20 protein-coding genes are annotated in these 21,341 nt (G+C 42.7%); 2 read left to right on the forward strand and 18 right to left on the reverse strand.

Annotated features, from left to right (window positions below):
* Positions 1-51 precede the first annotated feature (51 nt).
* From BQ9859_RS01265 to ilvA, 9 genes are all read right to left on the reverse strand, one after another.
* On the reverse strand, positions 52-528 hold the full coding sequence (locus BQ9859_RS01265) for a GNAT family N-acetyltransferase (protein WP_075876383.1): 477 nt from the start codon (positions 526-528) through the stop codon (positions 52-54).
* A gap of 35 nt (positions 529-563) precedes the next feature.
* Positions 564-2,180: an oligosaccharide flippase family protein gene (locus BQ9859_RS01270; protein ID WP_075876384.1), complete on the reverse strand. Its 1,617-nt coding sequence runs from the start codon at positions 2,178-2,180 to the stop codon at positions 564-566.
* 259 nt (positions 2,181-2,439) lie between these two features.
* Positions 2,440-3,081: a hypothetical protein gene (locus BQ9859_RS01275; protein WP_075876385.1), complete on the reverse strand. Its 642-nt coding sequence runs from the start codon at positions 3,079-3,081 to the stop codon at positions 2,440-2,442.
* A gap of 93 nt (positions 3,082-3,174) precedes the next feature.
* Positions 3,175-3,669, reverse strand: a complete 495-nt coding sequence (locus BQ9859_RS01280) for a nitroreductase family protein (RefSeq protein WP_075876386.1) — start codon at positions 3,667-3,669, stop codon at positions 3,175-3,177.
* 47 nt (positions 3,670-3,716) lie between these two features.
* A complete protein-coding gene (gene ilvD / locus BQ9859_RS01285; protein ID WP_075876387.1) occupies positions 3,717-5,381 on the reverse strand; it encodes a dihydroxy-acid dehydratase in 1,665 nt (554 codons plus the stop codon).
* Positions 5,382-5,391: 10 nt separating this feature from the next.
* Positions 5,392-6,387: a ketol-acid reductoisomerase gene (gene ilvC / locus BQ9859_RS01290; protein WP_075876388.1), complete on the reverse strand. Its 996-nt coding sequence runs from the start codon at positions 6,385-6,387 to the stop codon at positions 5,392-5,394.
* A 53-nt stretch (positions 6,388-6,440) separates the two neighbouring features.
* Positions 6,441-6,932, reverse strand: a complete 492-nt coding sequence (ilvN, locus tag BQ9859_RS01295) for an acetolactate synthase small subunit (protein ID WP_075876389.1) — start codon at positions 6,930-6,932, stop codon at positions 6,441-6,443.
* A gap of 12 nt (positions 6,933-6,944) precedes the next feature.
* The gene (ilvB, locus tag BQ9859_RS12265) at positions 6,945-8,612 is read right to left on the reverse strand and encodes a biosynthetic-type acetolactate synthase large subunit (protein WP_143404351.1); all 1,668 of its coding nucleotides are present in this window, start codon (positions 8,610-8,612) and stop codon (positions 6,945-6,947) included.
* Between the two features lie 15 nt (positions 8,613-8,627).
* Positions 8,628-9,830, reverse strand: a complete 1,203-nt coding sequence (ilvA, locus tag BQ9859_RS12270; RefSeq protein WP_143404352.1) for a threonine ammonia-lyase — start codon at positions 9,828-9,830, stop codon at positions 8,628-8,630.
* A 396-nt stretch (positions 9,831-10,226) separates the two neighbouring features.
* Here ilvA and BQ9859_RS01305 point away from each other — a divergent pair, with 396 nt between their 5' ends.
* Both BQ9859_RS01305 and BQ9859_RS01310 read left to right on the forward strand, forming a co-directional pair.
* Positions 10,227-11,564 carry an ATP-binding protein gene (locus tag BQ9859_RS01305; RefSeq protein WP_075876390.1) on the forward strand — a complete coding sequence of 446 codons (1,338 nt, stop codon included), beginning with the start codon at positions 10,227-10,229 and terminating at the stop codon, positions 11,562-11,564.
* A gap of 92 nt (positions 11,565-11,656) precedes the next feature.
* Positions 11,657-13,027 (forward strand): MATE family efflux transporter, encoded by a 1,371-nt coding sequence (locus BQ9859_RS01310; protein ID WP_075876391.1) that lies wholly within the window; start codon positions 11,657-11,659, stop codon positions 13,025-13,027.
* A 29-nt stretch (positions 13,028-13,056) separates the two neighbouring features.
* On the opposite strand, the gene rlmD is transcribed toward BQ9859_RS01310, so the two are convergent.
* From rlmD to BQ9859_RS01355, 9 genes are all read right to left on the reverse strand, one after another.
* Positions 13,057-14,367: a 23S rRNA (uracil(1939)-C(5))-methyltransferase RlmD gene (rlmD, locus tag BQ9859_RS01315; protein ID WP_075876392.1), complete on the reverse strand. Its 1,311-nt coding sequence runs from the start codon at positions 14,365-14,367 to the stop codon at positions 13,057-13,059.
* Position 14,368: 1 nt separating this feature from the next.
* Complete coding sequence (locus tag BQ9859_RS01320) at positions 14,369-15,190, reverse strand: YhjD/YihY/BrkB family envelope integrity protein (protein ID WP_161941267.1); 822 nt, start codon at positions 15,188-15,190, stop codon at positions 14,369-14,371.
* A gap of 2 nt (positions 15,191-15,192) precedes the next feature.
* Entirely contained in the window at positions 15,193-15,627 is a 435-nt protein-coding gene (locus BQ9859_RS01325) for a hypothetical protein (protein ID WP_075876394.1), read from the reverse strand.
* Positions 15,628-15,683: 56 nt separating this feature from the next.
* Positions 15,684-16,073, reverse strand: coding sequence for an inorganic diphosphatase (locus tag BQ9859_RS01330; RefSeq protein WP_075876395.1), 390 nt, complete (start codon positions 16,071-16,073; stop codon positions 15,684-15,686).
* 10 nt (positions 16,074-16,083) lie between these two features.
* Positions 16,084-17,106: an alpha-hydroxy-acid oxidizing protein gene (locus BQ9859_RS01335; protein ID WP_075876549.1), complete on the reverse strand. Its 1,023-nt coding sequence runs from the start codon at positions 17,104-17,106 to the stop codon at positions 16,084-16,086.
* A 150-nt stretch (positions 17,107-17,256) separates the two neighbouring features.
* Positions 17,257-17,541, reverse strand: coding sequence for an anaerobic ribonucleoside-triphosphate reductase (gene nrdD, locus BQ9859_RS01340; protein ID WP_075876396.1), 285 nt, complete (start codon positions 17,539-17,541; stop codon positions 17,257-17,259).
* Positions 17,542-17,614: 73 nt separating this feature from the next.
* Complete coding sequence (locus tag BQ9859_RS01345) at positions 17,615-18,748, reverse strand: glycerate kinase family protein (protein WP_075876397.1); 1,134 nt, start codon at positions 18,746-18,748, stop codon at positions 17,615-17,617.
* 105 nt (positions 18,749-18,853) lie between these two features.
* Positions 18,854-19,918: a GH25 family lysozyme gene (locus BQ9859_RS01350; protein ID WP_075876398.1), complete on the reverse strand. Its 1,065-nt coding sequence runs from the start codon at positions 19,916-19,918 to the stop codon at positions 18,854-18,856.
* Between the two features lie 56 nt (positions 19,919-19,974).
* Positions 19,975-21,306: an alanine/glycine:cation symporter family protein gene (locus BQ9859_RS01355; RefSeq protein ID WP_075876551.1), complete on the reverse strand. Its 1,332-nt coding sequence runs from the start codon at positions 21,304-21,306 to the stop codon at positions 19,975-19,977.
* Between the last annotated feature and the right edge of the window lie 35 nt (positions 21,307-21,341).

Genomic DNA, 21,341 nt, shown 5'->3' on the forward strand with positions numbered 1-21,341 from the left:
ATGCCTTTACCGTCTTGAAAAGAGCACAAAAAGAAAACCGCAAAATGCGGTTTATTTATCTAATATAACTTCCATGCCAATCTTTTGCTGCTGCAGACCGCAGGATTCATAAAAACGCATCGCCGCTTTGTTGCAAGCCCAAACATTTAATGTTACATTATAACATTCATGTTCTTTCGCATACTGCAACACTGCCTGATAAAGCGCTTTTCCGATATGCTGCCCTCTAGTGACCTCATCCACACATAAATCGTCAATATATAAAGTTTTTATATCCGTTAGGATATTGTTGTTGAGATGCTGCTGAAAGATGCAGAAGGCATAGCCCAATACCCGATCTTCTTCATCACAGGCAACCAAAATCGGACGTGCATCATCAGCAATGATCGCTGATAATTCATCATCGCTATATTTCTGTGTTCCCGCTTTGAATAGATCCGGCCGCCCTTCATGATGAATGGCCTCCACCTGTTTCAACAAAGCGTGGATCCGCTGCATATCTTTCTTTTCTGCTCTGCGTATATTCATATTTAAGCTATCCCCTTTCTTCTTTATATTTGTTGTTATCGTTTATTCTTTATTTTTGCTTTTAATCCATTTAAATCGATATGGAAGATCAATTGCGGCAAACCAAAGAAATATGTTACACCAAAATAGGCAAGAACAACAAAGATGCCGCTGAATGCCATTTGCAAAAAGTTCAATAGTTTTCCATGTCCCATTGCATCGATGCCGACCCATTGGAACAAATAAAATACCAATACCATAGGAATGAGCGAAAGCAGGATCAATAAAAATCTTCGCCAGGTATACTTCCATTTTACATGCACATGTTTCGTCAACAAATAATAATCAATTACGATCGACAATAAATAAATCAAGATGCTCGCAATGACCAATCCTTCAAACCCCCAGATACAGATCATAGGATAAGTAATGATGAATTTAATGATCGTGATCAATATTTCAAATTTCATTTTCAGATTCCGCATGCCGACCGACATGACGATCGAAGTAAAGATAGGACCGAAAATTGCGAAGAAGACTTGTACAGAATACCATTTCAAGACATAAGTACAGATTTCCAGGCCCTTTTCCGGCGGAAATAGTGTTTCATATAATGGACCTGCATACAGAAACAGACATAAACAAATCGGTGTTCCGATATACATGACCGTTTCCACACATTCGCAGATCGATCTGGATACCTTTTTATAATCCTTTTTTGTCATGTAACTTGTGATCATCGGCAAGATGGCAGCACTGAATCCCGGTGCCAGGATCAAAGGAATGGCCGTTAATTTTAATGTTCCATAATTGATGGACTGAGTATAGATCTCCGCCTGTGCCGCATCCATACCATTGGCTATAAAACCATTCGTCACGAATAAAGAGTTGATCAGATTATCGCTGTAACCTAAGATTGCTACCAATAAATACGGCATGGCAACAATGCTCAATTCCTTTATGATAGCACGCTTTTCTATATGATCATCACTTGTTTTTGCTTTCTTGCGGATATCCGGCATTACTTTACGATCATACAGTTTTAAATGCATGATTGCCAAAACAGCCGCCACACTGGTAGAAAGCACACCAAAATAGACTGCCCACAAGCGGTCCATATTCAGCACATAAATAGAAATGGCACTTGCCCCCAGCAGAAAGGCAACCCGTCCTACCTGCTCTAAAACTTGTGATGCAGCATAGACCTCCATATCTTTCAGTCCTTGATAAAAGCCTCGAATACTTGACAAGATAGGCACGAAGAACAAGGCTAACGACAAGATGATCAAGACTTTCTGCATATCTTCTACGCCGATCTTGGTCATCAGCGGTGCCAAGACACCAGAAAAAGCAATCAGCAATATCATCATGATAAATCCTGCCATCATCATCATCGAATGTGAAAGTTTTCGTACCAGCAATACGGTATTATAATGATGCAAGGTAGAGTATTTGGCGACCAATGCGGAAACTGCAAACGGAAAGCCGGCTAATGCGATATTCAGCAGATAATTATATATCTGATAAGCAAATCCATATAAATTGATGTTGGTGGTCGTTCCCATGATCGAATTAAACGGGATCGCATAAAGGACACCAATTGCTTTCGCAAAAAACATACCTGCACTGCTGATCAGACCGCCTATGAGCAACGATTGTCTTTTACTGCTCATTCATCATATCCTCCTTTCGATCATTGACATGCACATCATCCTTATACTATTTTGCTATACTTATTTCCCATTTTTTATGCATATGCAAAACAAGCTGTTTTATTCTTTTTCATCAACAAAGATAATGAGATATCTTTTTGAATTATATCATAAGTAAACAAAAAAAAGAGTATAAACAAGCAGAATGTACAGATTATTTCACATTTCATTTTTTACACTCCGCACAAAGCAAAGAACAGCACTTCCTTGTGCTGTTTCTTTATTTTTGAATATCCGAAATACTTCGCGTCATGGAAATGCCTAATCCATCATAAGCATAAGTAAATTTTTCAGGATAACCTTCTTCATCTACCGTAAGTGTGACCACATAATCATTTCCCGCCTGTGAACTGCCAGAAATCGTCCATGTATCTCCTTCTTTTGAATAAGAAGCATCTTCTAAATTTTCCATGATCAGAAAGTATTGCTGCGACATATGGGCTGCAGCCTGTGTTTCATAGCCATCACTATAGATCAGCGTAGAATCTTCGTATCGATGCACCAGCTGACAGCCGCTCTCATTTTCTGCTGTCCCTTCCAGTTCAGAAGAACTGCATGTCACATTTTCTTTCTTTCCATCTTCATAGACAAAATACATCTGTATCGTTTCTGTTGCAGTATCGCTGGATTTCCCTACCATGACATCCGCTTCATTTTGTTCCATATACTCATAATCACTTGCATAATCATGATCATAGGAAACAGTAGAAACGTGATAGCTTTTTACCTGATCCAACTGTTCTACTGTTGCTTTGTATGCTTCATATGTTGCTGCATCATTTGTTTTCGTATTCGTACTTGCCGTAGAACAGCCAGCAAGCAATACCATAGACAATGCAAGACAGACACTACTTCCTTTCATGATACGACCCCTCTTATTGTTATCTTATAAGAGACAGTATACTAGACAAAACTACAAATCATTTGAATAGCAAGGGAACAATACGTGAAAAAATTATTCAAAGCGAATCTTTGCAGGATCCCATTTATCTTTGATCACTTCAGGCTGTGCCGGATAGCCAAAAGAAATCATCCATAAAGGGAACAACGGTTCTTTGATCTGTAGTGTATTCTTTAAAAATTCTACTCGATCCTCATTTGGGTGACCGCCCAGCCAGCATGTGCCGATTCCTAGTTCCTTTGCTTCTAACAGCATATTTTGTGTTGCTGCCGCACAGTCTTGCTGGCAATAATCAAAACTTGGATTTCTGGAAAGATCTGCACAAACCACTATCCCCATACCAGCATCCTTTAAAAAGGATGCATATGGCGAAAAATGACTCAGCTGTTCCAATTTTGCTTTATCTTCCACCACGATAAAATACCAGGGCTGTGCATTACGGGCGCTTGGCGCACAAAATGCCGCTTTTAAAATTTGTTTGATTTCTTCTTTTTGGAGCGCACAAGGTTGATAGGCACGTACACTTGTTCGTTCATAAATACTATTCATAATATAACCTCGCTTAAGAAAAGGGCAGTTTTGCTGCCCCTTATGTTTTATTTTAACACAGCACCTTCATCAGCGGAAGATACTAACCGTGCATAACGTTCTAACCAGCCGCCTTTTACTTTCGGTTCCGGTCTTACCCATGCATCCAATCGTTTTTGCAATTCTTCAGGTGAAATTTGCAGGTTGATCGTACCTGCATCGATATCGATATCGATCAATTCACCTTCTTTGATGACGGCAATCGGTCCTTGACTTGCTGCTTCCGGTGAAACATGACCGATGGCAGCTCCACGTGTCGCTCCAGAGAAACGGCCGTCCGTGATCAATGCCACATCTTTATCCAGCTTCATGCCCGCCAATGCACTGGTCGGGTTCAACATTTCGCGCATGCCTGGTCCGCCCTTAGGTCCTTCATAACGAATGACAACAACGTCACCTTTGACGATCTTTCCATTATAGATCGCATCGATTGCATCTTCTTCGCTGTCAAACACACGTGCCGGTCCAGTATGTTTCAACATCGACGGATCTACTGCACTGCGTTTGACTACGCAGCCTTTTGGTGCGATGTTGCCAAACAACACGGCGATACCGCCTGTTGGTGAATTTGGTGTTTCGATATCTTTGATGATCTTGTGATCCAGATTTTGTGCTTTTTCCAAATTCTCCTTGATCGTCTTTCCGGTAACGGTCATCAAGGAATCATCGATCAAGCCTTTCTTTTGCAGTTCTTTCATCACCGCCTGCACACCGCCTGCACGATACAGATCAACGATATGATCCGGTCCTGCCGGCGCTAATTTACAGAGGTTTGGCGTAGACTGCGAAACTTCATTGATCATATGCAGATCTAATTCCACCTGGGCTTCCTTCGCAATTGCCAACAGATGCAATACCGTATTGGATGAACAGCCTAATGCCATATCACAAGCCAATCCATTGCGCAAAGACTTTGCATTGACGATATCACGAGGACGAATATTCTTTTCGACCATTTCCATGACAGCCATTCCCGCTTTTTTGGCTAACTGCATGCGGCCGGAATAAACCGCTGGGATCGTTCCATTTCCCGGAAGTGCAATTCCCAGCACCTCACACAAACAGTTCATGGAATTTGCTGTAAACATGCCGGAACATGAACCGCATCCCGGACATGCATTTTGCTCAATGTACGTCAGTTCTTCCTGATCGATCAAACCAGCTTTTTTAGCACCGACTGCCTCAAACATCGTAGATAAGCTCATATCTTTCCCTTTGTCATTTCCCGGCAGCATGGCACCGCCGCTCATGACAACGGCAGGTAAATTAACACGCAAGGCACCCATCAACATACCAGGAACGATCTTATCACAGTTTGGAACCAGTACCAAGCCGTCAAACCCATGGGCATTGGCCATTGTCTCTACACTGTCCGCAATCAGCTCACGGGATGCAAGCGAATATTTCATGCCGATATGCCCCATGGCAATACCATCACAGACACCGATCGACGGTACCATGATCGGCGTACCGCCTGCCATGCGGATGCCTGCTTTAACAGCCTCGGTAATTTTATCCAGATGCAAATGTCCAGGAACGATCTCACTATAAGCAGAAACAACACCGATCAATGGCCGTGATAGTTCTTCTTCCGTTAATCCCAATGCATAAAACAAAGAGCGCTGCGGTGCACAGGCATCGCCTTTGAGTACTCTATCACTTGGTCTACTCATACATTCACCACTATTTCTTCAGCCAGCTCATCATATTACGCAATTTTTTGCCGACTTTTTCACTTGGATGTTCTGCATGTACACGGCGCATTGCCAAGAAGTGTGCACGTCCTGCAGATTTGTTTTCTGTGATCCAGTTGCCTGCAAATGTTCCATCCTGGATCTCTTGCAGTACTTTCTTCATTTCTTTTCTTGTTTCTTCTGTGATCAAACGTTTTCCTGTGATGTAATCACCATATTCTGCTGTATCTGAAATAGAATAACGCATCATTGCAAATCCGCCGCTATTGATCAGATCAACGATCAGTTTCATTTCATGGATACATTCAAAATATGCCATTTCTGGTTCATAACCTGCTTCTACCAATGTATCGAAACCTGCCTGCATCAATTCGCAGACACCGCCGCAAAGTACTGCTTGTTCTCCAAACAAATCAGTTTCTGTTTCTTCTTTGAACGTTGTTTCAATGATACCTGCACGTCCTGCACCAATTCCGCTTGCATAAGCCAACGCATATTCACGAGCTTTGCCAGATGCATCTTGATGCACTGCAATCAAAGATGGAACGCCTTTTCCTTCCAAATACTGGCTGCGGACAGTATGTCCCGGACCTTTTGGCGCACACATCGTTACATCGACCCCTTCTGGTGCAACGATCTGATTGAAGTGAATAGAGAAACCATGTGCAAACATCAGCATGTTTCCAGGTTCCAAATTTGGTTCGATATCTTGTTTATAGATATCCGGCTGATTTTGATCCGGTGCCAGGATCATAACGACATCGCCCGCTTTTGCAGCATCCGCTGTATCCATTACTTTTAATCCGGCAGCTTCTGCTTTTGCACGGCTCTTAGAACCTGGACGAAGTCCAACAACTACATCGATACCGCTATCATGCAAATTTTGTGCATGTGCATGTCCCTGGCTGCCATAACCGATGATAGCAACTGTTTTCCCTTTCAATAAATCCAAATTACAATCTGCGTCATAGTATACTTTTACCATTTTAATCTCCTCCTCTTTCTGGTAATGCAGTTTTATAGAAACGCTGATAGGCGTTAATATACAGTTTCTTTTGATAATTGAAGCGCTACGCCTCCCGTTCGACTGATCTCCTGGATGTGATAATCACGCAGTTCTTCAATAAAATAATTGATGCTGTCCGGCGTATCGGTCAGCTCTACGATATAAATGCTTCCCTCAATGATCTGACAGCGGCCGCCGAAATCCTCTACCGTGTGCATGAAATTACCGATTTGTTTTGCTTTCGGTTCGCATTTGATCAAAACGACTTCACGAATGAACAATTGTTCCTCAGGAATTTCCATGACATTTTTTACATCTTCCAATTTTGCCAACTGCAGCTTGATCTGGTTGATGATTGCCTCATTTCCTCTTGTGGTGATCGTAATGCGCGAAAAACGCGGATTCTCTGTCTCCCCTACGGCCAATGAATCAATATTGAAACCCCGTTGACCAAACAAGTTGCTGACACGGGTCAACACACCAAACTGATTGGCAACTAATAATGACAATACCTTTCGTTCCATGTGTGCACCCCCTTAATTTCCAAAAATGATATCCTTTGCGCTCTTTCCTGGTGGAATGATCGGATATACGCAGTCATCTTTATCGATCCAGCAGTCAATGATGCAAGGCACTTTACAAGCAAGCGCTTCTCTCATGACTGGTTCGATATCCTGTCTGGTCTTGATCTGGAAACCTTTGCCGCCAAACGCTTCCGCCAATTTTACATAATCGGTCTTGCGGTCGATCGAAGTCTGTGAATAGCGATGTTCATAAAATAACGTCTGCCATTGACGAACCATGCCCAGCACATGATTATTGAATATCAGTACAATGATCGGCAGCTTCTGTGAAACAGCTGTTGCCATTTCATTCATGTTCATATGGAAACTGCCGTCACCGGTAACCAGGATGACCGGTCGATTGGGATTGGCAATCTTTGTTCCAATAGCGGCTCCCATACCAAATCCCATCGTTCCCAGCCCGCAGGAACTGATGAAACTGCGTGGACGTGAAAACTGATAATACTGTGCCATGATCATTTGGTGCTGTCCTACATCTGTTACGATGAATGCATCTTCTCCAACGATCTTATGCAGTGATAATGCCAGATCTCTTGGATCGACAGCATCGCCTGGTTTTGGTTTCGGAAGACCTAACTTCGTTTTAAAATCTTTTAATGTCTTCGTCCATTCCTCATGTTTCACTTCCGGCATGACGGCCAGCATATGCTTCAATATGTAGCGTGCATCGCCAACGATGGAAATGTCGGAGTGAACATTTTTTGAGATCTCGGATGCATCGATATCAAAATGAATGATCTTTGCATTTTTACCGAATTCTTCACGATTTCCGGCTACACGGTCAGAAAAGCGGGCACCAATGGCAATGATCAGATCCGCATTTAATGTCGCATAATTCGATACCGGTGTCCCGTGCATGCCAACCATTCCTAAATACAGATCATAATCATATGGTACAGAAGACAATCCCATGACAGAAGTACAGATTGGAATATCCATCAGTTTCGAGAATTTCAATAATTCCCTTTCTGCATGTGCACTGATGATACCGCCGCCGGCATAGATCAACGGCCGTTTCGCCTGTTTGATCACATCCATCGCATTTGCAAATTCCGTTTCATCCACTTTAGGCAGCTTGCGGATCCGATATTTCGGCAGAGGTACATATTCTGTCACTGCTGCCGTGACATCTTTTGGTATATCGATCAACACAGGACCCTTTCTGCCTGAATTGGCAATGATGAATGCTTTGCGCACGGTAGCAGCAAGATCATCTACATGCTGCACGATAAAATTATGCTTCGTGATCGGCATCGTAATGCCTGCGATATTTACTTCCTGGAAAGAATCTCTACCTAACAGATCATTTGAGACATTTCCTGTGATTGCTACAACTGGTACGCTGTCCATATAGGCTGTAGCGATCCCCGTTACCAAATTTGTAGCTCCTGGTCCGCTGGTTGCTAAACAGACACCTGTTTTACCTGTGCTTCTGGCATATCCATCGGCTGCATGAGCGGCTCCCTGTTCATGTGACGTCAATATATGACGAATGTCATTTTGCCGTTCATAGAGTGCATCATAGATATTCAATACAGAACCGCCTGGATAACCAAAGATCGTATCTACGCCCTGGTCGATCAGTGCCTGAATCAGTATCTGTGAACCATTCATCTTCATACTATCCTTCCTCCCCTATTCTACTGTAATGTCATATCCATTTTCTTTTAACTTTTCGAGCATCTTTGCCCCATGTTCTTTACTGCTGACCTCCACGCCAATATGGATGATCGTTTCATTCAAGCCTAGGTCTGCCTGAATGCGATCATAACGAACTTCGATGATATTTGCATTCACCTCATGCAGGATCCTTGCCATCTTTTCCAATGAACCAGGCACATCCAGCATCGGTGTCTTAAACTTCATGTTGCGTCCACGTGTAACAAGACCTTTTTCCACCACTTTATGGATAAAGGAAACATCTATATTTCCGCCGGATAATACACATACGACTTTTTTGCCTGCCACATCGATCTTGTGATTTAACACCGCTGCCAGGGAGCTTGCTCCAGAAGGTTCTACGACCTGTTTTTCCCGTTCCAGCAGCAATAAGATGGTAGAGGCAATTTCATCATCGCTCACCCTCACCATTTCATCTACATTCTCTTGAATGATTTTTACGGTCAATTCGCCCGGATTCATGACGGCGATGCCATCCGCAATGGTATTTACACTTGGTGTAGAACAATGCTTTCCTGCTTTAAATGAACGAACGATTGCATCTGCTCCTTCTGCTTGTACACCAACGATCTTGATGTGCGGATTGATCTGTTTGGCATACAAACTGATTCCAGACAACAATCCTCCCCCTCCGGCAGGTACGACGATTATATCTGCATCCGGAAGATCCTGCAATATTTCATAAGCGATCGTTCCCTGCCCGGCAATGACATCCTCATCATCAAAAGGATGAATAAAAGTAGCGCCTCTTTCCTTTTGAATTCTTTTTGCTTCTTCATAACAAGCATCATAATTATCCCCGGCAAGGATGACTTCTGCACCATAGCCCTGCGTAGCACTCACTTTTGCGATCGGCGTGCTTTTTGGCATAACGATCGTTGCATGCATCCCTAACTGTGCGCTTGCATAACTCACGCCTTGCGCATGATTGCCGGCACTGCTGGCAATGACATTCATGCACGATCCCGTTTCTTTTAATTTTGCCAGTTTATTATAAGCACCTCGTACTTTGAATGATCCTGTCTTCTGGCGATTCTCACATTTGAGATACAGTTCACAACCGCTCATTTGTGAAAAAGTATTTGAACTGCTTACATGAATATTGTGAATCTTCCCTTGCAGCCGCTTCGCCGCTGCTTCAACATCTTTGCTTTCCATGACATTCCTCCTGCATTAATCAAAAAAGCAGCTCTCCAATCGGTAGCTGCTTTTCTTTCAATCCTTAACATCTTCACCACAACGGCAAAAGAATCTGTTATCGGAAAACCAAACGGTTTCTTGAAAGAAAAACAGACTTTTTAAGGACTAGAATAATAATAATGACTGCTACATTGATCATCATAGAGGGTCCACTTCCTTTCATTCTACCGTGGTTTTTGGTGTTGTCCTTAGTTTAAATCTTTTTAAAAGACATGTCAATATATTTCATTGAAATTTTCAGAAAATGTTTCTTATATTTTCAATTTTATTGTAACCGCTATATTTTATCTGTTGTATCTCTTTCCAAATCACATTCTTTTTTATATAATTACATTCATGAAAGGGATGAAATACATGTATCAAGAATACTCCCAATTGATCGTTTATCGACAATATCCAAAAAACAGCATTTTACGTGAACTTTGTGAAATCTATTATGACTTTGATGAAAAACGTTGCAGTCATACTGCTTTGATTGACCGTATCCATGCACAGATCAAAGCACTGCTGGATCTTTCTACTTCCCTTGGCTTTGACGGCAATCTCTGGCATTGCTACTTAACCTGGTTATTATTGACCAATGAAAACTCATTTACATTGACGAATGAAAAAAGAGAAGTACAGGAAGGTTCGATCAAGCAATTTGTCCTTCATGATCTAGCTATCTATAAAGAACTATTTGATTATGATTTCCATCACTTGCAAAAAGTTTTGCATATCAATTGTTTCGATATCATCTCTGCCTATCAGGCAATTGAAAAACCTTCCCGTATGTGCGACTTACATACTTCTTCTGTCATACGTCAGATTTGCCGCCAGCTTGAGCAGGCATCGGATGCACAGGCGATGTATGATGTATTAACGGCATTTTATCAGCAATACGGCATCGGCATGTTTGCCATGAACCGTGCTTTCCGATTTGACCGCAAACAGGACGGAGAGCTGCGTTTTTTACCGATCCGCAATATGGATCGTGTCACATTAGATGATCTGGTAGGCTATCAGCTACAGAAAAAACTGCTGGTAGAAAATACAAAAGCTTTTGTTGAAGGCAGAAATGCCAATAATGTCTTATTATATGGAGACAGCGGTACAGGAAAATCCACCAGCATCAAAGCCATCGTCAATGCCTATTATGATCAAGGGTTACGTATGATTGAAATCTATAAGCATCAATTTCGTGATCTTTCCGATCTGATTGCCCGTCTGAAGAAAAGAAATTATCGTTTTATCATTTATATGGATGATCTTTCTTTTGAAGACTTTGAAACGGAATATAAATTTTTAAAAGCAGTTATTGAAGGCGGAGTGGAAACACGCCCGGATAATATTTTGATCTATGCCACCAGCAACCGCCGGCATTTGATCAAAGAGACTTGGGGAGATCGCAGCGATATGAGCGAAGATGAACTGCACCACAGCGACACGATCCAAGAGAAACTGAGCTTAGCAGCGCGTTTCGGCTTGTCAATCTGTTATGAAAGACCAAACCAAAAGAATTATTTTGAGATCGTATTGGCATTGGCAAAACGTTATCCAGAGATCACATTAAGCGAAGAAGAGCTGATTGCCGAAGCTCGTAAATGGGAACTCAGCCATGGAGGAATGAGCGGCCGTGCAGCGCAGCAACTGATCTATGATCTTAGCGGAAAAGCAATGATCCAAAAATGGAAAGATGAAAAGAAGTGCTGAGGCGCTTCTTTTATTGCTTTTTCCATTGTTGCAGACTATAATCAAACATACAAGTTTCAAATAAGGAAGAATAAAAAAAGGAAGGGATCTAGATGAAATTCAAGATGTCGCGCGAAGTCGATCTGGGCAGAGAACCTGTAGGCAAGCTCTTATTGATCTTAGCCCTGCCGGCAATCACCTCGCAGGTCGTCAACGCGTTGTACAACATGGTCGATCGAATGTATATCGGTCACATTGAAACGATCGGTTCGCTTGCGTTAACAGGGGTCGGCGTTTGTTTTCCGATCATTATGATCATATCTGCCTTTGCTTACTTGCTCGGCATGGGCGGCGCTCCCAGGGCGAGCATCTACATGGGAAAAAGAAAGAATCACGAGGCTGAAAAAATACTAGGCAATTGTTTCTCCTCATTGATCATCGTTGCGATCATTTTAACGATCATCGTCCTGTTATGCAAAGAACCATTATTATATTTATTTGGGGCAAGCGAACAGACACTGCCCTATGCTGTGCAATATATTGAGATCTATGCCATTGGTACGATCTTTGTTCAAGTGACATTAGGCATGAATTCTTTTATATCTGCACAAGGATTTTCCACCATCAGCATGCTGACAGTCGTTATTGGCGCCATTACCAATATTATCTTGGATCCGATCTTGATCTTCGTTTTCCATATGGGGGTTCAAGGTGCTGCCTTAGCAACGATCCTCTCGCAAGCAATCAGCGCCTTATGGGCTGTAAGATTCTTATGCGGCAAACAGACGATCCTTCGTTTGAAAAAGGAAAATTTGCGCATTCAAAAGAAAGTATTGATGCCTTGTATCGCTTTAGGTGTTTCTCCCTTTGCCATGCAATCGACAGAAAGCATTCTGGTGCTCTGTTTCAATTCATCTTTGCTCTATCACGGCGGAGACTTGGCAGTGGGTGCCATGACCATTTTATCCAGCATCATGCAATTTGCCATGCTGCCATTGCAGGGATTGACACAAGGCGGGCAGCCGATCATCAGTTATAATTACGGTGCCAATCAGCCTGCACGTATCAAAAAAGCTTTTTTCCTGCAAACTGCTGTCTGCTTCAGCTACACGACGATCATGTGGTTAGCAGTCCTTTTTGTTCCACAGCTATTCGTTGCCATCTTTACAAACGATCCGGCTTTGACCCAAATGAGCATATGGGCATTGCGTATCTATATGGCAGGCATCTTATTAATGGGATTGCAAACTTCCTGTCAGCAGACATTCATTGCTTTTGGCAACTCCAAGATATCTGCGTTCTTGGCAATTTATCGTAAGATCATCGTGCTGATCCCGCTGATCTACATCTTGCCGCATTTCTTTGAAGATGAAGTGTTTGCCATCTTCTTGGCGGAACCGATTGCCGATACGATCGCAGTTGCAACTACGGTCACGCTGTTTACGATCAGTTTCAAGAAATTAATGAAAAGCATGAATCAATAAAAAATGCAGTTTGATCAAACTGCATTTTTTTAACGGCGTTTCAACGCTACAATCGTTTCTACCTTTGCGGTGTTTGGAAACATATCGAATGGTACGATTTGTTCCACATCATAGCGATCTTTCAAGACAGCTAAGTTTTTAGCTAATGTAGATGGATTACAAGATACATAGATGATCTTTTTGATCTTGCTGCGCATGATCACTGCGAGCATAGCTTCATCCAGCCCGCTGCGCGGAGGATCCACGACCAGTACATCGATGCTGCTCTTTTTAGAAAGATATAATAATTTATCTGCCGCATCCGCACAAATAAACTGTACGTTATCAATATGATTGTCTCTTGCACTTTGTCTGGCATTTAATACCGCATCTTTGATGATCTCGATTCCGATCACTTCTTGTGCATGATCTTTTAACAGCATGGAGATCCCGCCGATACCGCTGTAAGCTTCCACGATGCGCGTATGCCCTTTTCCTACCATTTCCGCAATACAGGCATACATCTTCTTTGCCTGCTGCGTATTTAACTGGAAGAAACTTCTTGGCGAAACAGGCAAAGTGAAGGATCCTAAGCTTAGATACAAATACTTTTCACCGCCTAATAAGATCATCTTTGGCCCAAACAGCTCTGCTGTTTTCTTTTGTGTCTGATAACTTTGCCATAAAGAAGTCAAGCCTTCCAAAGACAATAATTCTTCGATCATTGCCGGATCAAAATTTTCCTCACCGCTGACCAGCGTACATTGAAACTTTCCCTCAAAACCGCGCAGGATCAAATACCGGAGGCCTCTTTTTTGATGCCAGTCATATGAACGCACATGATAGCGGTTCAAAACTTTGAGAATGCGTTTTCGCATGATCTCCAATTCTTTTTCATGTACATAACAAGTAGTCATGGGAATGAAGATATTCGAATTTGGCATATACATTCCATTCACTAATTCACCATTGTCCATCGCACAAGGAAGTTTGCATTGATTGCGATAAAACAGCGTCTTTTCAGATGGCTGGATCTTCTTGATCAAGCGCGGATCGACATGTGCATATTTGATCAGAGACTGACGCAGATCTTCCTGCTTGAAGCGCAACTGTTCTTCATAGTCGGCCACCATATACGGACAAGCTCCGCAGCGGCGCTGGATCTCACAGATCGGCCGTACTCTTTTTTTGCTTTTCTTTAGGATATGCACGATTTTTCCTTTTGCATAACGGCCATTCTTCTCAGTTAACTTGATATCTACTTCTTCTCCACAAAGCGCACCCGGGATAAACACCGGCAGACGATCCAGATAGCCGATTCCTTCTCCATTGATGCCCATTTTTTTAATCATTACTTTCATACTATTCCCTTTTCCTTCCTGCACGAAGCTTTGTGATCCATCGACGGATCTTTCCGTATTTTGGTAAACAGCCTTGTACATTTTCTGTATTTTCGATCACAACATTGATACAAAAGCTAAGATATATAATACAGGCAATTATGTAGATTGACAACAATAAAGTCATAAAGGATGCCAATGGACCATAGACCGTTGGATAAGAAGTGAAGGTCTCCAAGATCTTGGTCAATAGCATACCTAACAAAACAAAAGCACTGACACTAAACAGAGAACCAGCCAATCCATATAAAAGTGGCCGATGATAAAAAGATAAAGCATGAAACATGCATAAAAACAGCAGGATAGCCAATAAAGTGGTTGCTATTAACCAAAAGTGTTGAAAATACATCAAAACGATATAAGCAAAACCGATATATAAAGCAAAATAGATCGTTAACACAATGGCTCTGAAACGAATATACAGCGGACTGGCCTTGACATGTTCCACTTGTGCCGAAATCAACAAGAATGAATAGATGCTGCGGCTTGCCAGATAAAAGGATAAAAGCAAAGTGGAGATCGTCGCTACAAAACCGATCGGTTCTCCTTCTTTTGCAAACCAATCTACAAATGGAAGGATGATGTCACTGGGCAAATATTGAATCAATACTTGTACGAAGACCTGATACACATCTTCATTGATGATAATGATATATTTAAAAACCAAGATCACCGCAATCAAAATAGGGGCAAGAGCCAACAACAAGCCAAAAGAGAGCGCATAACGAAATAAGCGCCCGTCAAATGAATCAAAGAGTTGATACACTTTCTTGATAAATTCCATGATCATGACCTTTCTAAATATGCTCGCATCCATTGGGCATCATTTCCGATCACTAAATACAAATAATCGCCGCAGGATCCCAAATAAGCCGGTATTCCTTGTTGCCTGGCTTGTTCATAGCGTGCCTCCGCTTTCTCTTTTATTATACTCCAGTTTTCTTTCTTACAGTGAAAAATCGCCGCTTCCTGCCAAACATCCTGCCGAATGCTCTGTATACAGGCAAAATCTGCTTTCGTCAAAGCAAGTCCGTATACTTCTTTTAGTGTATCCGCTTCTAGAGAATATTCATTCATGATGGCGCCAATCTGTTCTTTGCGCATCGTCTCCGCCATTTCGATCAATGTTCGCTCCATATCCAGATTTCCTTGTTTCATTGAACCTCTTCCACACCCGCATAACAGCAAAAGAAATACGATACATACGATCTTTTTTTTCAAATCGTCTCCTCCAGTCCCAGTATATGCCCTTGGCAAAAAAAAAGACGCGATGCGTCTTAATCGTTTACTGCCCAATCTGGTACTTCTTTTCCACGGCGAACCAAAATTGCTTTTTGAAACTCTGTCTGATTCAAGAATTCCAAGATCTTTCTTTCTTCTTCTTCGCTGCAGCCAACCAACAATTTTACTTCACAGTCTTTTTTCAAGATATCCGCACTGACAACCACAGACTGAATCAGATTGGTCTTTAGCGAACCGCGGAATACATCGATCGGTGCCTGATCGGATCCGGTCGTATCATTCAAATAACCATAATCTACCGGATAGATCAAATTGCTGTATTTGTAATGACAAGTCCCTTTTGGGCGATCAATGACCAATTTTGAAGATAAGTACAGTGTATCCAGTTTCTGCCAAAAAAATGCATTATTCTCTAAAGTATTCATCATATTCCTCCTAAAACTCACAGACAACCATGTCTCGTGTAATATCTTGGATGTTCTTGCAGCCAGCAAGCGCCATCGTTTCTTTTAATTCCAATTGAATTTTTTGTAAATAAGTGAGCACGCCCTGCGCGCCATCACCAATTGCCGCCTGTGAGATCGGACGTCCGATCAACACCCCATCAGCTCCAAGAGCCAATGCTTTAAATACATCATTTCCGCTGCGAAAACCGCCATCAACGAATACTTTCATCTTTCCTTGTACAGCAGAAACAATTTCTTCTAAGACTTCGATACCCGATTGTGCACCATCCAATACACGTTCGCCATGATTGGATACGATGATACCCTGTGCACCGGCTTCCATCGCTTTTTTAGCTCCGCGCACGCTCATGATTCCCTTCAGAATAAAAGGAACTTTCGTTTGTGCAATGATAGAGCGCAGATCTTCTACAGTTTTAAAGCCTACCGGTACCTCGCTATTTCGCAGGTTGCTTAATCCGCTTGCATCGATATCCGATGCAATTGCCGGGCATCCACTTTCATTTGCTAACGCAATACGCCAATCCATATGCCCTTGTGCCCATGGTTTGATCGTAGGAATGCCTTTCCCGCCATGTTGTTTTACGATCTCGCAAGGCTCTTTGAACATAGCATCCACCTTGCCGTCACCAGTAAATGCAAAAGTGCCCGCTTCTACACATCCGGAAACAACTGCTTCCGTATAATCCCGATCATTCATCTCTGCACCATAATTTTGCAAGATACCGCTAATTGGTGCTGCATAGACCGGCAAAGATACTGGAAGGCCAAAAAAATCGGAAGCTGTACTGACCTCTTCATTGTCCGTGATCGTATCCATAACGATCCTTACTTTTTCTAACATCTCTACATTACGGACAAATGAAGATCCGCTTCCCTTTCCACCCGGACCCGGTGTCTCCCCGCGGCATGCTAGTCCATTGCACAATGGACAACAGCGGCAAATTTTACACTTCTGACGAGCAGAATCATATACTTCATTCCATGATTTCATTTGCAACCCTACTTCCCATATTCTATCAGGTACTTCTTTATTATATCGGTTATGAAAGTATTTCGCAATCACTTTCAAATCATTTTCATTATTTATTGCAAAATCATTCATTTTAAACAAGGAAAGAAAAAACCGCTGCTGCGGCTTTTCTTACATATGTTTTACACGATCACGTTCTTCGGCACGTTTGGCATCATTGAAACGATCGACCGTACCTACCAAATAACCTGTAATTCGGCGGATCTTTTCAAATCCCTGTGGTTCCAAATAATAACCCATATTTACATCGTCACCATCAAAATCCAAGTTGATACGTTCAATGCTGCGATTATGATTTTTTGATTGAATATAGTGAATGTAAGCACGACATTCTTTTTCACTCAACTCTTCATTTGACGAAATCTGAATACCATCTACTGTAACTTCATATGCCATATGTGATTCCTCCTCTTTCTTTTTCTTATTATAGTCCTCTCTTTACGCAATGTAAAATACATTGCTTCTTTTTTTAACGGGACAGGTAGTGAAACATATGGACAATGGAGAAGGTGGCAGCCTCTAACTTCTGCGGCGCACTTGCCAATGCCTGCTGGAAGGTCATTGCCCGATCCGCAATACTGAATATGCCAACAAATCCCAGATCATACAACTGCTCATGTCCTAATCCCAATGCTCCGCTGATACATATGATCGGTTTTCCTTCCTCTTTGGCAATTTTTGCAACTCCTGCAGGCACTTTACCAAACATGGTCTGTGCATCGCTTTGCCCTTCTCCAGTAATGATCAGATCACAGTTTTTTGCTTCCTTGGCCAATGTGCAATTGGCTAATAAAAGCTCAATGCCCGGATACATCTTTGCATGCAGCAATCCGATCAGCACGGCACCGATTCCCCCTGCAGCACCGCCTCCTTCAAATGCATCCAGATCTACTTTGCGATATCGTTTGATCTGATCACGATAATTATGCATCGACTGGTCGACTCGTTCCAATTGATTTGGATACAATCCTTTCTGCCGCCCAAAAGTATACGTAGCACCCTGTTCTCCCAACAGATGGTTTGTTACATCACAAGCAACGATCAGTTCAATATCGTCCAAAGTATTCAGCCGATGAAAATCTATATAACGGATCTTCCCCAAATTCATCGCCTGCGGAGAAAGATATTTATGAGAGCTATCATAAAAACGCGCTCCCAAACTTTGTAACAGTCCCATACCGCCGTCATTGGTACAGCTGCCGCCCAAACCGACAATGATCCGCTTGCACCCGCGTTTTTGCGCATCCAGCAACATCGTTCCTACGCCAAAGCTGCTGGCAGCCATCGGATTGCGCTTTTCTCTTGGCGTCATGGTCAAACCAACCGAAGCAGCGACTTCGATAACGGCTGTCTTTCCATCATCGATCAAAGCATAGCTCGCTTGCATTTTTTTCCCATAGGCGTCACTTGTTTCACAAGTTACCATCTCTCCGTTGCATGCATCGCAAAAAGCCGCCGCTGTTCCTTCTCCTCCATCTGCCATCGTGTAGGTATAAACCTGAATGGCAGGATCTACCCGATAAATGGCATTTTTCATATGATCCGCTACTTCTTTTGATGTCATGCAGCCTTTATAGGAATCACATGCGATCAAGATTTTCAATGTTGCCGCCTCCTCTCCATTCTTTTATTAGATAGTATCATAATCTGTTATGCACTTCTAGTCACTGTTTCCCTTATTTTATTACAAAACAGCTGCAGTTATATCTTAACGAACACGCAGGCGCTCCCCTGCTTCGATTTGATCGGGATCTTGGATCCTGTTTAGGGATATCAACTTTTCTACACTTGTGCCAAAACGGCGTGCGATCGAGGTCAGCGTATCTCCTTTTTTTACAGTGTAGTACTGTTGTTCCATCTCCTCTAGCATACGATCCACTTCTTTTTGTACCGCGGCCGCATCATAACCGGCTGCTTCTAAACGCCGTTTCCGCTCTTCTCCTGATCCCCATTTTCCTTCCAACACTTCTTTCGCTAATTCCTCCACACTTTTGCTTTTGGTTTTTTCGGATACGATCGAATCAATGATTGCCGGGTCATAGCCGGCAGCACGAAGACGGCGTTCTTTCTCTTCGCCCTCGCCCCATTTTCCATCGATGACTTCTTGCGCAATACGCTCATTGCTTTTCTTTACTGGCACATCCGCAGCTTTTTCGTATCGTTCCCAAAGTGCACGATCGCCATAAAAACGATCCAGGTCCAAATCATTTGGCCAGCCGCTCAGCCGTCCCCGGCTTGTCCATTGCCAGCAAATGATCCGATGCCAATGATGCACTTGTACAAGCGTTCCTGCATGACGCATATCATAATTATAAAAAGTTGCATCACTATGATACAGAGCCATCCAAAGCGGATATTCTTTAGCAACTGTGCTCCAGTCATAGGCATTGACAACTGATTCGCTCATGTAGATCCATGGACGGACACCGCTTTGTTCATATACTGTATCCAGCCACTCTTTTGCCCAAGTCACATTGCTGATTTCTTCTGCTTCCCAATCCAATACAGGAATGGCTTTTCCTCTGTATTTCTGAAATATGCGCAAGAACCATTCCGCCTCCTGTCTGGCAGCATTTTCTTTGCCCGGGCGGGCAAAGTGATATAATCCTAATTTTCGATTGGCCGCCAGTGTTTCTCTGGCAAACGTTTGACAGCTGGGATCTTCATAACCAATGCCTTCACTTGCTTTTACGATCACAAAATCTGCTGCTATCTGATCAATCTGCAGCCCTCGCTGATAATCCGAGATATCTATTCCATTCAATAATGCCATTTTCTCCCTCCTTCTCTCTTTTACTGTATGCAACATCTGCTCTTATCAGCAGGCTTTCATCTTTCTTTTTGCCGATAAAGAGCAGAAAGAGACGCCATTTCCTTTCGAAACAGCCATAAAGCACACAAATTCAGTATCAGCATGCAGCCGTTTAATGTATCGCTCAGCTCCCAGATCACAGCTGTATGCAATACACCGCCTGCATACAAGCTGCACAAATACAGCAGCAGATAAAAATAATGAATCCATTTATAAGAAAATAAATACTGCAAACACTGACCGGCATAATAATACCAGCCTAAGATCGTTGGAAAAGCAAAACAGATCATCATCACCGAGAAAAGAATACCGCCGGTATTTCCAAATACAACACGAAAACATTGCTGCATCCACACCGTGCCGTCACTGGCAACATAGGCATTCCCCATACTTACGCAAAGCAAGACCAGCGCACTCAGCAAAGTTATACCAAAAGAATCAAAAAAGACTTCCACCATGCCTAAAAAACCTTGTTCTGCCGGTTCCTTGCAAGAATGAGAAGCATAAGCCAGCGGTGCACTGCCCATCCCGGCTTCATGGGAAAACAGACCTCTTGTCAATCCATAATGGACCGCACGATTGACCATATGACCGCCGACTCCGCCGCCGAAGGAAGAGAAACAAAATGCATCTTGCATGACTTGTGCAGCAGCCAAAGGCAGCCGTTCATGGTAAGCAATAAGGATATAAAAACAAAAAAGGATATACATAGCAGAAATAAGAGGAATGATCTTTGCATTCACCATCTGGATGCGCCCTCCTTTTCCCGACAGGACAAGAGAGGCAAAAACCACAACAAGCAAAGCAGCAAACCAGCGTTGGATCGGAAAAATAGTCTGCAGCGATGTACAGATCGCTCCGCTGGGAGCCATGCTGCCGACGCCAAAAGCCGCAAGCAGACAAGATAATGAAAAACAAACCGATAAAAACGGATGATTGCGGACCTCGCCCAAAAGGATCATTGCCCCGCCGATCCATCTGTCATCTTTTCTTTTCTGATAAGCGCAGGCTAAGATCGTTTCTGCATACTTTAAGCCCATCCCCAGCAACGAGCTGAGCAACAGCCAAAATAATGCACCTGTCCCTCCCAATGCCATGGCAGAAGCTGCGCCTGCAATGCTGCCGACACCTAGCGTACCTGCCAATGCTGTATAAAAATCATGCCTTGCCTGTCTTCCTTTTGGACCGCTCAGCGTTTTCCGCATGCCTCTTAAGATCAAGAAAGGATGAAACAGAACACATCTGTTTTGAAACCAAGACCAAAGTCCGCTGACGATCAATACAACAATTGTTCCCCATCCCCATACCCATTGATTGCATGTATGGATGATCCATTCGATCTTATTCAAGATATCACCTATCACAGCATATGAAAAAAAGATCG

The organism is Merdibacter massiliensis, assembly GCF_900155395.1.
GTDB lineage: Bacteria > Bacillota_I > Bacilli_A > Erysipelotrichales > Erysipelotrichaceae > Merdibacter > Merdibacter massiliensis.

Coding starts and splice junctions, on each gene's coding strand:
- BQ9859_RS01265 (WP_075876383.1), bottom strand. CDS start 528: ATGAATATACGCAGAGCAGAAAAGAAAGATATGCAGCGGATCCACGCT.
- BQ9859_RS01270 (WP_075876384.1), bottom strand. CDS start 2,180: ATGAGCAGTAAAAGACAATCGTTGCTCATAGGCGGTCTGATCAGCAGT.
- BQ9859_RS01275 (WP_075876385.1), bottom strand. CDS start 3,081: ATGAAAGGAAGTAGTGTCTGTCTTGCATTGTCTATGGTATTGCTTGCT.
- BQ9859_RS01280 (WP_075876386.1), bottom strand. CDS start 3,669: ATGAATAGTATTTATGAACGAACAAGTGTACGTGCCTATCAACCTTGT.
- ilvD (WP_075876387.1), bottom strand. CDS start 5,381: ATGAGTAGACCAAGTGATAGAGTACTCAAAGGCGATGCCTGTGCACCG.
- ilvC (WP_075876388.1), bottom strand. CDS start 6,387: ATGGTAAAAGTATACTATGACGCAGATTGTAATTTGGATTTATTGAAA.
- ilvN (WP_075876389.1), bottom strand. CDS start 6,932: ATGGAACGAAAGGTATTGTCATTATTAGTTGCCAATCAGTTTGGTGTG.
- ilvB (WP_143404351.1), bottom strand. CDS start 8,612: ATGAAGATGAATGGTTCACAGATACTGATTCAGGCACTGATCGACCAG.
- ilvA (WP_143404352.1), bottom strand. CDS start 9,830: ATGGAAAGCAAAGATGTTGAAGCAGCGGCGAAGCGGCTGCAAGGGAAG.
- BQ9859_RS01305 (WP_075876390.1), top strand. CDS start 10,227: ATGTATCAAGAATACTCCCAATTGATCGTTTATCGACAATATCCAAAA.
- BQ9859_RS01310 (WP_075876391.1), top strand. CDS start 11,657: ATGAAATTCAAGATGTCGCGCGAAGTCGATCTGGGCAGAGAACCTGTA.
- rlmD (WP_075876392.1), bottom strand. CDS start 14,367: ATGAAAGTAATGATTAAAAAAATGGGCATCAATGGAGAAGGAATCGGC.
- BQ9859_RS01320 (WP_161941267.1), bottom strand. CDS start 15,190: ATGGAATTTATCAAGAAAGTGTATCAACTCTTTGATTCATTTGACGGG.
- BQ9859_RS01330 (WP_075876395.1), bottom strand. CDS start 16,073: ATGAATACTTTAGAGAATAATGCATTTTTTTGGCAGAAACTGGATACA.
- BQ9859_RS01335 (WP_075876549.1), bottom strand. CDS start 17,106: ATGAAATCATGGAATGAAGTATATGATTCTGCTCGTCAGAAGTGTAAA.
- nrdD (WP_075876396.1), bottom strand. CDS start 17,541: ATGGCATATGAAGTTACAGTAGATGGTATTCAGATTTCGTCAAATGAA.
- BQ9859_RS01350 (WP_075876398.1), bottom strand. CDS start 19,918: ATGGCATTATTGAATGGAATAGATATCTCGGATTATCAGCGAGGGCTG.